Origin of the sequence: Paenibacillus sp. FSL W8-0194 (assembly GCF_037969745.1) — a bacterium.
GTDB classification, from domain to species: domain Bacteria; phylum Bacillota; class Bacilli; order Paenibacillales; family Paenibacillaceae; genus Paenibacillus_AQ; species Paenibacillus_AQ cookii.
This window is the reverse complement of record NZ_CP150205.1, coordinates 2357645-2371820: the sequence shown is the minus strand read 5'-3', so window position 1 is coordinate 2371820 and position 14176 is coordinate 2357645. Positions and strand designations below refer to the sequence as shown.

11 protein-coding genes are annotated in these 14176 nt (G+C 51.8%); all 11 read right to left on the bottom strand.

Translation table 11 applies throughout. The features are described 5' to 3' along the window. Positions 1-281: 281 nt before the first annotated feature. Positions 282-809 (bottom strand): hypothetical protein, encoded by a 528-nt coding sequence (locus tag MKY58_RS10580; RefSeq protein ID WP_339324488.1) that lies wholly within the window; start codon positions 807-809, stop codon positions 282-284. Positions 810-1440: 631 nt separating this feature from the next. Further along, positions 1441-2343, bottom strand: a complete 903-nt coding sequence (locus MKY58_RS10575; RefSeq protein WP_339325115.1) for an AAA family ATPase — start codon at positions 2341-2343, stop codon at positions 1441-1443. A gap of 380 nt (positions 2344-2723) precedes the next feature. Then, positions 2724-2912, bottom strand: coding sequence for a hypothetical protein (locus MKY58_RS10570; RefSeq protein WP_339324487.1), 189 nt, complete (start codon positions 2910-2912; stop codon positions 2724-2726). Positions 2913-2991: 79 nt separating this feature from the next. Next, positions 2992-3651, bottom strand: coding sequence for a YdcF family protein (locus tag MKY58_RS10565; RefSeq protein ID WP_339324486.1), 660 nt, complete (start codon positions 3649-3651; stop codon positions 2992-2994). Further along, the gene (locus MKY58_RS10560) at positions 3648-4205 is read right to left on the bottom strand and encodes a DUF402 domain-containing protein (protein ID WP_036708258.1); all 558 of its coding nucleotides are present in this window, start codon (positions 4203-4205) and stop codon (positions 3648-3650) included. The genes MKY58_RS10565 and MKY58_RS10560 overlap by 4 nt, the downstream gene beginning before the upstream one ends. A 229-nt stretch (positions 4206-4434) precedes the next feature. Then, the gene (locus tag MKY58_RS10555; RefSeq protein WP_339324485.1) at positions 4435-7128 is read right to left on the bottom strand and encodes a PBP1A family penicillin-binding protein; all 2694 of its coding nucleotides are present in this window, start codon (positions 7126-7128) and stop codon (positions 4435-4437) included. Between the two features lie 190 nt (positions 7129-7318). Beyond that, positions 7319-7558 (bottom strand): RNA chaperone Hfq, encoded by a 240-nt coding sequence (gene hfq, locus MKY58_RS10550; protein ID WP_036708256.1) that lies wholly within the window; start codon positions 7556-7558, stop codon positions 7319-7321. Positions 7559-7578: 20 nt separating this feature from the next. Continuing rightward, on the bottom strand, positions 7579-8571 hold the full coding sequence (gene miaA, locus MKY58_RS10545) for a tRNA (adenosine(37)-N6)-dimethylallyltransferase MiaA (protein ID WP_339324484.1): 993 nt from the start codon (positions 8569-8571) through the stop codon (positions 7579-7581). Next, positions 8555-9340, bottom strand: a complete 786-nt coding sequence (locus tag MKY58_RS10540) for a class I SAM-dependent methyltransferase (RefSeq protein WP_339324483.1) — start codon at positions 9338-9340, stop codon at positions 8555-8557. The genes miaA and MKY58_RS10540 overlap by 17 nt, the downstream gene beginning before the upstream one ends. A 60-nt stretch (positions 9341-9400) precedes the next feature. After that, entirely contained in the window at positions 9401-11413 is a 2013-nt protein-coding gene (gene mutL / locus MKY58_RS10535; RefSeq protein ID WP_339324482.1) for a DNA mismatch repair endonuclease MutL, read from the bottom strand. 44 nt (positions 11414-11457) lie between these two features. After that, positions 11458-14154, bottom strand: a complete 2697-nt coding sequence (mutS, locus tag MKY58_RS10530) for a DNA mismatch repair protein MutS (RefSeq protein WP_339324481.1) — start codon at positions 14152-14154, stop codon at positions 11458-11460. Between the last annotated feature and the right edge of the window lie 22 nt (positions 14155-14176).

The following is a 14176-nucleotide window of genomic DNA, read 5'->3' as shown; positions in this document are numbered from 1 at the left end:
GCTTTAGATAGATGCCGATTCGATTCCCTTCATTTAATACTACTCTATTTATAAAAAGATTGGTAATCATTCTTTTCTTTTCGATTGACAAACTATTGTCTCGGATAATGCTATCATACTTTTTAGGTTTTTTTGCACCATTTCAATGTCATTTTTTTCGTGCAACACTGCTGATAAAGCTAAACAAAAAAAGTCGCAACTAAGCGCGACTTATAATCCTTAATTATCGTGCACTTTTGCTTGGAACAAACCTGAACTCAGGATGTCCAAGGGTCAAGGAATTATTCTCGCGGAACAAAAGTTGAACCATACTTTTCCCTCATCTTTTTTTGTGTGTCGATCGCCTCTTCATATGTTGAAGCAGAAACGATGAAAAACGACTTTTTGTTAATCCCCCCCCAATCACTCACAATATTTATATGTTCAAAAGTGTCATCGAACCAGATAATACTTGAAGTGACAAATTCCCCTTGCTTTGAGGGTTTATGATAGACAAGATTCCCCATATTGATCCCATTATTTTTATCAAGTACATAGGTATCGAGGGTTTCATTCTCTTTAGTAAATTCTAAGCCATCAATCGTTACTGTGCCTTTGAATATATGTTGGCGAAACAAAGGTCGGTTCAATGTTCCTGATATACTTATTGAAGTTTGCTTGGCGGAAGAAGGGTCGTTCTCGTAAAAACTTACAGCAGGAGAAACCACATTCACCTTCTTAGGGAATGGATAGAAAAATAAAATGAGTGTTGTTATTATTCCTAAAATAATTATAAAAGATATTGTTACTTTAAATACCTTGGATTTCATAGAAGCACCTTCTTCTTTCAGAAAAATTCAATAAGATTTGTGCGAAGTCATAAGTCACACTCCGACACAAATCTTATTTTTTACGATATGGCGCATAAGGGTCAAGATATGCGGCAACAGCAAGAGAGCCATTTCTATGTGCAGTAGTATCGTAATAGTTGTAGCTTCTTTGATCATTAGAAAAAGTTACATTCTTGAGTGCGCCATTTGACTTGTATGTCATATTAGGTATCGTCCAGTTAATTGCTTCTATAGTTCACCCAATATAGTTTTTTAGATGCACTTCCTTATCCAATGAACTAGTTAAGGAAATACTACTAATATATTATATCGTATCCTAAATTATGTAATTTTCCAATAGTTTCTAAATCACTCTGAAGATAATTATTCGACGTTTATATATAAATTTTAATGATATTGGATACTATAACAATCCGACTACTGAAAATAGTTACTATCATAAAACGAAAGAGCCAAAATAATAAATAAAAAACTATTGATTCTTCAAATCGAACGATTGACTCAGGATGATTAAATAGCCTTCCTCAAGTAAATTTCAATTGTCCATCCAGTTAAGATGGCTTTTTGAGACATTATCTTGGGGAAGGCTATTTTTAATTCTGATATCTTATTAAGAAATGGCAGCATTTTCTTGATTGTTGTTATTTTCAGTGTTGATTTGTGTAGTAACAATATCTCGAGGGAGAATATTCATTAAATCTTCTCTTGTTAGCTTAACGTGCTTGCTCATTAATCTTACCGCTTGATGACGTATAGATTTTTCAATTACATTGCGCACAAAACGCGCATTGCTAAAATTATATTCACTAATTTTTTCATCAAGAATAATATCTCTAAGTTTCCTGCTGGTTTCGATCGTTAAGTTATAGTCCCTTTCTTTAGCCATTTTATTAGCAATTTGAATCAACTCATCAACAGTATAATCTTGGAAGTCAATCTTAATTGGAAAACGTGAAGGAAGTCCAGTATTTGTTTCCATAAACATATCCATTTCAGTTGGATACCCAGCTAAGATTACAATCAAGTCATCATGCTTATCTTCCATAACTTTAACAAGACAATCGATCGCTTCTTTTCCGAAATCTTTCTCTCCGCCGCGGGCCAAGCTGTAAGCCTCATCAATGAAAAGAATGCCGCCAAGCGCCTTTTTGACCAAATCCCTTGTTTTTTGGGCGGTGTGTCCGATGTACTCCCCTACCAGATCCGCGCGCTCCACCTCGATCAAATGCCCTTTGCTGAGCACTCCCATCTTTTGAAAAAGCTTGGCGATGATCCGCGCTACCGTTGTTTTGCCGGTGCCCGGGTTCCCTTTGAAAAGCATGTGAAAAGATTGCGTGTTAACTTTTAAACCAGCTTCCTTTCGCATTTTTTCAATCTGAAGGAAAGCGTATATTTCAAATATCAATCCTTTTACTTTCTCAAGTCCAATCATCCCATTGAGTTCATGAAAGATATCCTTTATTGACTCCAAATGGTCAGGGAGAGTCACTGCAGGCTCAGCAGTTCCATACATTTTTTCTTCTTGAGCTTTAAACGTGATATTCATTCTGGAGTCGTTAATTGTAATTTGTCTTGAGTTTGCACCCAAATTTATCACCTCATAACAACATTGTATGCAATTGCTGTACACCATCATGCAATTCGTATACAAACTAAAAATTTTTCTCTGCGTTTTTGACTAACACAACAATTTTTAAATTGTTATCGGTGTATTCGGATGTTAAATTATCAGTTACAGTGGTTCGTATTCGTTTTTTCAATGACCATATCCACCTAATACGGGCTAGAGAGCCCCTATTTTCAATTTTTGATGTATAAGGGAGATCTTATAGCCCCTCATCATTCCCTTCACTTAGAGCCAATTTAGAGTATGCAGGACTATATCCATGAGTTTTATAAATTTCGTTGAATGATTTCCTGGTACAAGGTGTGCTGTACAACGTTTTTTTGCGCCTGCACCGGTTCCTTTTCCGGGACGGCGCTGTTGAGTACAGGAGGCTCCTGGCTGCGTAAAATCACATTGATTTGTCTGGATGGCCTGCCTTCCGGCCGGCCGTTCGCGGCCGCAACACGCCCGTTCATGCATCCATCACCTCATATTCTTCCGCAAGATGGTTTCTCTATTCAATGTATTCTACTTCGGTGACGGTTATTAGCAGTTTCAGCCCTTTTTCCAGCCGAGCCACAGCAGGAGCTCATCGACCTTCCATTTGGTATAGGCGAGTACCTCGCGCGGCTTATGGTATTTCATTTGCAGCGTTTTGGACTCCGTGAGGCCAAGCTTGGGATCCTCGTAATCCAAAAAATCCGCGATATCCTTGGAGCGCATTCCGTGATATTGGTGCGTGACGATCACCGCATTTTGGAATCCCCGCTCTTTCATGATTTGTTTGCTGTACAGCAGGTTTTCGTAAGTGCTGCGCGCCTTATTTTCCAAAATGACGGCCGATTCGGGAACGCCATGCTGAACGAGATAATTTCTCATCCCTTCCGCTTCCGTATATTTATTGCCGGGTTTGTCCAATCCGCCGCTGACGATCATATAGCTGAATTTCTTTTCATTGTACAGCTTCAGGGCTTCGTCGAGCCTTTCCTTCAGCCCCGGGCTGGGGGCATCCCCCCACATGGAGGCACCCAAAACGATGCCGACGTCGCGCGGCCCGTTCAGGACCGAGCTTGCCGCGCGGTCCATTTTCCAATACACGTAACCGGACCACAAAAGCCCGGCGATGATCATCGCCGCAACGATGGCAAGCGCCAGTTTCAAAGGGGAGCGCCTTTTTTTCGCCAGGACGATAGGTCCCTGTTCATAACCGTTCATGTTTTCCTCCTGAAATCTCCATTCTCGAACAGCCGCTTGCGATGGTCCAACGACATCAGGAAATACGGAAACGTATGGGCATTGATCGCATGCAATACCTCCCTGGCCGTCGTCGTCGCCAGCATGTAATCTTCCTTCGTGATGACGCCGCGGGCGAGCGCTTCCTCCAGCTCATCCTCGTCCAGCAGAAATACCTCTCCGTTTCTCAGGACGACGATGTCCAAATACAGATCATCAAACCAAGGGACGCCCTGTTCGGTCACGCCCTGCGTTTTGCAGGTGTCAATGTACCACTGTATGATTTCCTGGCGTTCATCGAACATCGCCGTCACGATGTAATGGCTGTTTTTCGGAAAATATTGCAGCCAAGAGTACCCTTTATCGGCAATCCGGTACGTATGGGTTCCATAATGCTTCCACAGCGGCTCTTTTAAATTGTAAATGGTGTAGAGCGTTATGTAGCCGGTAAATTTCTCGCTTTCCACATAACGGCAGGCAAAACGCCGGCGGGAAATCCGGCGCCAGTTCGCGCGATCTCCAAATTTTCGTTTCATGGAAATTTCCCTCTCCAATATGTTAGCTTCAGCTTATCACATTTAGGAAACACACTCAAAATATATACCATTAATATAGCGCAACCGCAGGCTAAAGTAGAAGAAAAAACTGCGGATGCCGCTTCTTTGGCAAGGCGATTGACCGTTTCCTCACGGTATGCCGCCGCCCTGAGTCCTCTCCGGCAAAAAGAAAAAGAGCCCCCAAACGATGGGAGGCTCTTGATCCGCCTTACGGGTTATTGCTTTCGTTTTGAATCGGAACGGTACCGGTATTGTCCGGGGTTTGGAAACTTTCGATGCTTCCCTGGTCGGTTGTGCTGCCGTCGCCGCCGTCCGGCGGTACGGTTACGCCGCCCGAGTCTCCGTTTCCGAAGCCGGACCCGTCATTGCCGCCTTGCTGACCGTTTCCGCTACCCTTGCCGTTTCCATTACCGTTACCGTTTGAATGATCGTTGCTGCCGCTATTGTTGCCGTTGTTGCCATGATTCCCGTTACCGTTAGTGCCGCTGCTGTTATTGCCGTTGCCTTGGTCCTGGCCGCTGCCTTGATCAACGTTCCCTTGACCGTGATCGAAGCCGCCGCCCTGGTTAGGGTCCTGTCCGTTCGTTCCGTCGCCGTTTTGCCCGTTATCCCCCGTGTTTTCATCCGGAGGCGGCAGCTGATCATCCGGCTGCGGCTCGATCGTGACTTTCACCGTATTCGACGGATCGGACTGCTGGCCGGTTTCCGGAGAAACCGCGACGACGTAATATTCGTAAGTTTCGCCGGCGACCGTTCCGATATCATCGATGCTCGTCGTCGGAATGCCGTCCTGCAGCACCGAGAAGTCCGCTTCGGACGATGCTTTGCGGTAGAGGCGGTAAACGGCGTTTTCGTTCCCCTCTCCGTTCCATGATAAAGACACGGTTTGAGTGTCCGGACTATAACTTGCGATCAGCCCGCTGACATGTAGTTCAGGTGTCTCTTGAGCAGGCGGTTCCGGTTCCTCGACCTTCACATCTTCAGGCACTTTAAACTGTTTCTCAGGGAAGTTTTCAAGCGCCTGCTTCATCACTTTGCCCCAGAACGCCGCGGCAAGCGGACTGCTGTTGTGGAGCAAATGGTCTTTGTCCGGTTTATCGTAACCCATCCATACGGCGGCCGTCAGTTCCGGCGTGTAGCCGACGAACCAGACGTCGCGGTTGGACTTGTAACCTTTGATCCCGCTTTGGGTCGTCCCCGTCTTGCCCGCAACCGGTCTGTCGATCCGGGCTTTGCGGCCCGTACCGCTGTTGACGACGTTTTGCATCATTTGGGTCATTTGGTAAGCCGTGCTTTCTTTCATGACCCGTTCGCCGTTGTCCTTGTGTTCATAGACGACTTTGCCGTCGCTGTCCACGATTTTTTTAATCGAATAAGCTTTATAGAAGGTACCGCCGTTAGCGAACGCCCCGTATGCCTGCGCCATTTCCAGCGTGTTGGTGCCTTTGCTGATGCCGCCGAGCGCCATCGCCAGGTTTTTGTCTTCTTCCGTCAGCTGAATGCCCAGCTTCGTCGCGAAATCAAATCCCCTTTTGACGCCGATTTGGTTCAGCAGCCATACCGCCGGGATGTTCTCCGATTTCGTGATCGCGTCCTCCATGCTGATCGTGCCGGAATACCCGTGAAGGTTCGTCGGGCAATAATTGCCGAAGCACTGTTTCTCGTTGCTCAGCCGCGAATTCATGTTAAAATCCCCTGAATCGATAGCCGGCGCATAAGAGACGATCGGCTTGAATGCCGAACCCGGCTGGCGGCGGCTGTTCGTGACGCGGCTGTAGCCTTTGCGTTCATAATCGCGTCCGCCGAGCAGCGCAACGAGCGAGCCGTTCTCCTGGTTCATGATGACCATCGAGCCCTGCACGAGCTGATCGTCTTTGCCCTTCTCGAAATTCGACGCATCGGCGAATTCTTTTTCGAGCACTTTCTGGGCGTTGGCGTCCATCGTGGTGTAAATTTTATAGCCGCCGATGTTCAGATCGTCTTCGCTTAGGCCAGTGACATCCTCGGCTTCGTTCATGACGTAATCCATAAAGTTCTGGTAATTTTGCTTTTTCTTCGGCGGCTCGTAGTCGTAAACGGCCTTTTTCGCCTGCTCCGCTTCTTCGGCCGTAATGTAGCCCTGCTCGGCCATCAAGTTCAAGACGACCGCACGGCGCTGCATGGACAGCTCGGGATTACGGAGCGGATTGTATTTCGACGGCCCCTTCGGCATCGCCGCGAGGGTAGCCATTTCCCAAAGTTTCAAATCGTTCAAATTGCTTTTTCCGAAATAATACTTCGACGCTTCCTTGATGCCGTAAATCTGACCGCCGAAGTTGATCCGGTTCAAATACATCGTCAACACATCATCTTTGGACAAATTCCGGTCCAATGCCAGCGCGATCGACACTTCCGTCGCCTTACGGAAAAACGTCTTGTCGCGCGTCAGGAAAATGTTTCGCGCCAGCTGCTGCGTGATCGTACTGCCGCCCTCCACCTTGGAGCGGGCGATGATGTCCTTGACCGCCGCACGGCCGATCGACCAAAGATCGACACCGCTGTGTTCGTAAAACCGTTTATCCTCGGTCGCGACAAAAGCTTCCTTGAGCAGCTTCGGAATGTCCTCGCTGTTGACCGGGTCGCTTTTCTGCAAAGACAGTTCACCCATCAGGTTTCCGTTTCGGTCGTAAACCTTGGACGTTTCGTGAACCGAAATTTTGTCTTTATTCGCCTGATACAGCCGCTCTCCGTTGACGGAGATGTACAAGTACCCTGCCAATGCGCAAAATACGGCAATGGCGCACGTAAAAAACAAGGTCCAAAAGATGCGTTTGCCCGACAGCTTTCTTTTCTTCTTTTTGGGCGTCTTGGACGGTTGTTCTTTGTTTCTGTTGCCCGTCCGCGACAGTTTATTGTTATCCATGGTGCCTCCTGACTCCCTTTAGGACGATTTTCGGTTTTGGAATGAAAAGAACAACCTTGTCAAGGTTGCTCCGCTCCATTTTCTATGCCTACAGACATCTCCGACAAGCGTGCGGTTCGGCCGCCCCGCTCCCCCTTGCTGTCTATATACTTAAACGAAAATCATCCAGAAAAGTTTCAAATTCCGGCCGTTAGCCCTCGTTTTGCGTCTCCTGCATCAATGAAACATTGCGTTGAGGCGTAACCGTAGAGATCGCGTGTTTGAACAGCATCTGCTGTTTACCGTCAGTATCCACGACAACGGTAAAGTTGTCAAATGCTTTGATGGTGCCGCGAATCTGAAATCCGTTCACGAGAAAAATGGTCACTGGGATATTTTCTTTGCGCAGCTGGTTTAAGAATGTATCTTGGATATTAATGGATTTGTTCATTTATCCGTACCCCCAACGTTTCATTTAGATTGTTTTGAAGTATATTCAAGATTTGAGAGAAACTTTCCTGCTATTATATCACGGATTTCCGCCATTTTAGCAGAAAAATTTACGGGCTCCGTGACGTCCACCCATGAAATTTCCTTCATGTGGCGGAACCAGGACAGCTGGCGTTTGGCAAACCGGCGGGTGTCTCTCTTGAGGACCGCAACCGCGTCTTCGAGGGATTCGCGACCTTGAAGATAGCTTGCGATCTGTTTGTAACCCAGCCCCTGCATCGAGACCAGGTCGGTTCCGTAGCCCTTGTTCAGCAGCGAAGATACTTCTTCTACCAAACCCTGCTTCAGCATTTCATCAATGCGGGCTTCAATACGTTTATATAGCATTTGCCTATCCATTGTCAAACCGAGCAGGCATAATCGGTAAGGAGACTCCCGGGTTTGCCCCTCAAGTTGGGACGATAGGGGGATGCCCGTCAAATGAAAGATTTCCAAAGCCCTAATAATTCGTCTCTGGTCGTTGGGATGGAGTTTTTCCGCGCTGGCCGGGTCTACCGCTTTCAGTTTGGCATGCAGCGCTTCCGCCCCGTTTTTGTCGGCGAATGCCGCCTGTTCGTCCCGAAAAGCTTTGTCTTCCCCCACCTGGGCAAATTGATAGTCGTAGCAGACCGATTCGACGTACAAGCCGGTTCCGCCGACGATAAAAGGCAGCTTGCCCCGTCCATGAATTTCCTGGATGAGGCGGTGGCATTCCTCTTGAAACTCGGCCACGGAATACGGCTCGTCCGGATTGTGGATATCGATCAGATGATGGGGGATTCCCTCCATCTCCTCCTTCGCGATTTTGGCGGTGCCGATATCCATTTCCCGGTATACCTGCATCGAATCGCCGGAAATGATTTCGCAATTCCATTCTTTCGCCAGCTCTATGCTCAGCCGCGTTTTACCGACGGCCGTCGGTCCGACGAGCACCAGCAGCTTCGGTTTGTTCCGGGGCTCATTTATCCCTGTCAACGGTGATCACTCCATAAGAAATTTTTGAATGTGCCCGGGTTTCCTCCGCAAACCCGAGACGGGCGAATTCCCCGCTGCCTCTTTTTTCTTTCAGCACCACCGTTTTCCGGGCAACCCTGACGGCTTCCTTGATGCTGTCCGGAGAAAGCGGATCGCTGTTCGCAAACCACCTTAGCGGCCGAATCGCCGAGGAATCCATCAGCGGTTCGCGGAACATCGGGTCGAAATAAACGATGTCCACGCTACGGTCCGGCATCGAGCGCAGCACGTCCAAATGATGGCCGCTGACGACCTGGATGCGGCGCATCGCTTCGTTGATCTCTTCCACGTTGGAGGTATAATGGGCCAAGCCTTCGGCCAGAAGCGCCGACAGGGAAGCCGAGCTCTCCACCGCAGTAATCCGGGAACCTGGCCCTCCCTTGACGGAAAACACGAGCGTATCCGTTCCAAGCCCGGCGGTGCAGTCCAGCACGCTGTCTCCCGGATCCATGGAAGCGGCATCGAGCATCGGGTCGCTTTCGCCCTTCAAAATTCGTTTCGCACGGATGAACCCCATGCTGGGATGAAATTCCATCGGCTCCTCCCCGGGTCTGACCAGCCTCGCCCCGCCGTCCAGCACGACGATGATGTCGTCTTCCCCGTAAGCCCTGGACATTTTGCCGAGCGGCGTATGGCGCCTCGGGACGTAGATGCCCCCGGTTCGGGAGGCCAGGGCCTCGGCCCGGCGAATAACGGCTTCCCCTGCCTTATCCCCTGTTGTAATGATCATGACGTTCTCCAATCCTGCTTGTATAGTTTTCGGTGATGTCCTTCAAAATGGGCCGCCGTTTTACATGACCCGTTTAAACAGTTTTTCCAAATCATAGGTGGAAAATGAAACGACGATCGGCCGCCCGTGAGGGCATGTATACGGCTGCCTGCACGCTCCCAAACGTTCGATCAGCGTTTTGGCCTCATCCTCGGTCAGCTTCTGGTTGGCTTTGATCGAAGCCTTGCAGGAACAGAGGATCGAAGATTTCTCCCTCAGCTTGGCAAGGTCGATTTTGCGTTCACCGAGCACCCACTCCGCCATTTCCTCGATCAGCGATTTTTCTTCGCCTTTCGGGAACCAATACGGGAGGGAGCGCACGCGGAAGGTTTGGCCGCCAAAATGTTCCAAATAAACGCCGACCTGTTCGAACCACTGCAGCTTGTCTTTCAGCTGCTCCGCTTCGGATGGGGTAAACTCCAGCGTGATCGGCAGCAGGAGCTCTTGGGAAGCATCGGCAGGCTGCCCGAATTTTTCATAATAGTATTCGTAGTTGACGCGTTCATGGGCCGCATGCTGGTCGATCAGGTACAAGCCTTGATCGTTTTGCGCGATCAGGTACGTGCCGTGATGCTGCCCGATCAGCGTCAGTTCCGGAAACGGCGGAATGTCAGCGGGAGCGTCCGCCGATGCCCCCAACAGCCGGCTTGCCAGCCCGGGATTCGAGCCGGGGCTTACCCGCTGCTGGGAAGGGGCAGCCCATTCCCGGTACGATGACGGGCGCGTCTCCCTGACCATTCCGTTTCCGGCCGTCCACGCGTCCTGGGAGGCAGTTCCGTACGAACCGCCGCTCCCGGCAGCCGGACGTTCCTGAAGCTTTTGACCCGGAGCCTGGGAATCGGTGGCGATCATCGGCTCGGGCGCAGGGCGGTTTTCCAGAACGGCCGAAACGGGGCCGGGTCCGGCCTCCAGCGCGGCCGCCGCCTCCTCTTTTGGGTCCGCCAAAGGCGCGGGAGCGCTCCGATTCGGAAAATGGAACTGCTCCTGGATGAAGGAACCGCTGTTTTTTCCGCCGATGTTTTGCTTCACCGCTTGAGGAATGAGCACCTCCTGCCGGAGAACCCGGCGGATGCTCTCCTCGATGAACGGATACAGCTCCTGCTCTTTGCTGAAGCGAACCTCCAGCTTGGCCGGATGCACGTTCACGTCCACGAGCGACGGGTGCATCTTGATCTCAAGCACCGCAAGCGGGTACCGGTTAATCGGGAGCAGCGTATGGTAGGCCCGCTGGATCGCCTGATTCAACCCGTAATTGCGGATGTATCTGCCGTTGACGATCGTCGACACGCCGTTCCGGTTCGATCTTGTCCATTCGGGCAGGCTGACGAAACCGCTGAGCTCGAAGTCGAGGTTTTCCGCCTGGACCGGCAGCATCGCTTTGGCTGCCTGCGTCCCGTAGATGGCCGCGATGACCTGCAGCAGATCCCCGTTGCCGAGCGTTTTGAGCAGCTGGTTTTCGTTGTGCCGGAGCGTAATCGCAATTTCCGGGTGGGAAAGGGCGATTCTGTACATATAATCGGACACGTGGCCGAGTTCCGTCTGGATCGTTTTCATGTATTTCAATCGGGCAGGCGTATTAAAAAACAGCTCTTTTACCTGGATATCCGTCCCCCGCGGCGCCGGCGAATCTTCTTCCGCCAGCAGCTTACCGCCTTCGACGCGGATGCGGCGGCCCAGCCCGTCGTCGCCGCTGGCCGTCGTCAGCTGCACTTTGGCGACGGCCGCGATGCTGGGCAATGCCTCGCCCCGGAAGCCGAGGCTCGTGATATGGAACAAATCCCGGCTGCTGCCGATTTTGCTCGTTGCGTGGCGGTAGAAAGCCGTCTGCAGGTCATCCGGCTCGATTCCCGAGCCGTTGTCGGTTACCCGGATGCTCTCCAGGCCGCCTTCTTCGACGTGAACGTCGATGCGGGTCGCCCCGGCGTCGATCGAGTTTTCCACCAGCTCCTTCACGACGGAAGCGGGGCGCTCCACCACTTCGCCGGCGGCTATTTGGTTGGCAATATGCTCGTCCAAGATATGAATTTTCGCCATATCCGTCACCCCTTCATTTTCTTGCTTGCCGTAAAATCCGTCCGTTACAAATCCTTGGCCTTCATCTTGAGCTCGTTGAGCAGCTGCATGGCCTGAAGCGGCGTCATGTTCATGACGTCCACGCTTTTGATCGCGTCCACGATCTGGCCGATCGCCGGATCTGGCTTATCGGCGGGCGGTGCCGTTTGAGGCGCCGGCAGCGCTTCTTCTTCGCCGAAAATCGACAGCTGCACGACTGCCCCGGCCGGGGCCTCCGGACTGGCCGGTTCTTCCGCAACCGGGCTCGGCACGGGCGGGCGTTTTGGAGCTTCCACAGCTTCCGCAGCTTCCGCGGCCGCAGCCGCTTGGGCCGCCCCGTGCTCGATCCCTTGCAGCAAGTCGTAAGCCCGTCCGATGATCGAAGAAGGGAGCCCTGCCAGGCGAGCGCAATAGATGCCGTAGCTGCTGCTTGCGGGGCCCGGCACCAACTTGCGCAGGAAGTGAACGTTTTCCCCGCTTTCCTGCACGGCCATCGAGTAATTTCTTAAACGATGGAGGCTTTCTTCCAGATGGGCCAGCTCATGGAAATGCGTGGAAACCAACGATTTGCAGCCGATGGTGTCATGCACGTATTCGATGACGGCCTGGGCGATGGCCATGCCTTCGCTGGTCGACGTGCCGCGGCCGAGCTCATCGATGATGATCAGGCTTCGCGGCGTCGCTTTTTCGGTCATGACCTGGATATCGGCCATTTCCACCATAAACGTGCTCTGCCCGCCGATCAGGTCGTCGGCCGCGCCGATCCGGGTGAAAATCCGGTCGACCATCGGCACTTCGGCCTTGCCCGCCGGCACGAAGCTGCCGATTTGGGCCATGATCGAAATAAGGGCCACCTGGCGCATGTACGTGCTTTTCCCGGCCATGTTCGGGCCGGTTATGAGCAGAATCGCCGCATCGTCGCGTGTCAGCCGCGTTTCGTTGGCGATGAAGGAAGCGTCCTTCATCACCGCCTCCACGACGGGATGGCGCCCGGCTTCAACGATAAGATCGTATCCGTCCGTGAGCTCCGGCTTCACGAACCCTTGCTCGGCGCTGACCGCGGCGAGCGACTGGTAAACGTCAATCTCCGCCACCTTCTCGGCAAGGTGCTGCAGCCTCGAAATCTCGGCGGCCAGCTTATCCCTTAACTCGGCGAAAAGGGCGTACTCCAAATCGACCATTTTTTCCTGGGCTTCAAGGATCAGGCCTTCCTTCTCTTTCAGCTCCGGCGTAACGTACCGCTCCGCGTTGGTCAACGTTTGCTTGCGTTCGTACCGGCCTTCGGGCAGGGAGCTTACGTTGGCTTTGGTCACTTCGATATAATAGCCGAACACCTTGTTGAATCCGATTTTGAGCGACCGGATCCCCGTAACTTCCCGTTCCTTCGCTTCCAGCTCGGCGATCCACTTTTTGCCGTTGGTGCTTGCTTCCCTCAGTTCGTCCAGCCGCTCGCTGCATCCCGGCTTGATCAGCCCTCCGTCCCTGACGGACACCGGAGGATCCTCGACGATGGTCCGTTCGATGGCTTCGCCCAAATCCCGGCAGTCGTCCATTTCGCTTGCGATGCGGCGCAAGGTCGAGGAAGCCGAGGACGCACAAAGCTCCTTCAGGGCTGGAATTTGCCGAAGCGACACTTTTAACGCGTTCAAATCGCGCCCGTTGGCGCTTCCGAACGCGATTCGGGCCACGAGGCGTTCCAGGTCATAAATTTCGTCCAAGGAAGCTTTGAGGTCTTCCCGCAAGATAAACTGGTTGTACAAGTGATCGACCGCTTCCAGGCGCTCTTCAATCGCTCCCCGCTGCAGAAGCGGTTTGTCGATCCATCTCCGCAGGAGGCGCGCCCCCATCGACGTCTGCGTGCGGTCCAGCAGCCAGAGCAGCGAGCCTTTTTTCGAACGGTCGCGCACCGTCTCGACAAGCTCCAGATTCCGGCGCGTGAACGGATCCAAGATCATGTAATTGCCCGGTTCGTAAGGCGCGATCTGCGTCAGCTGCCCCAAAGAGCGGCGCTGCGTCTCGCTTAAATACGAGATTAGAACGGCGACGCAGCGGCGGCGCTCCGGATCCAGCCTTGCCCACGCCGCTTCCCCGAATTGGCTCCGCACCAGGTTTTCTTCTTTTTTCTCCCACGGGGTATATACGATCGGGCGGCTCCACTGGATTTGCTCCGCTTGGATCAGCTCCAGCATGCGGCTGTCGCCGATGATTTCCGCCGGCTCGTAAATGCCGATTTCGTCGCGCAGCCATTCGACGGAGGACGGCACCGAGGTGACGTACAATTCGCCCGTCGAAATATCGCATGCGGAGAGCGCCATCATCCGGTCGCTTTCCGTGACGCACACCAGGTAGTTATTGGATTTGTCGGCAACGGTTTTGCCTTCCATGATCGTCCCCGGCGTGACCACCCGGACGATCTCCCTGCGCACCATCCCTTTGGTGACGGCGGGATCCTCCATTTGCTCGCAAATCGCGACCTTATATCCTTTTTCGATCAAACGCTGTATGTAGCCTTCGGCCGAATGATACGGAACCCCGCACATCGGAATGCGCTCATCCCCGCCGCCTTCCCGGCCGGTTAACGTAATTTCGAGTTCCCTGGACGCCTTCACCGCGTCTTCAAAAAACATTTCGTAAAAATCGCCTAAACGAAAAAAAAGGAATGCATCCTGTGCTTGTTCCTTGATTGCCAAATATTGTTCAATCATTGGCGTATATTTTGCCATGACTTACCTCCACACTCGAACT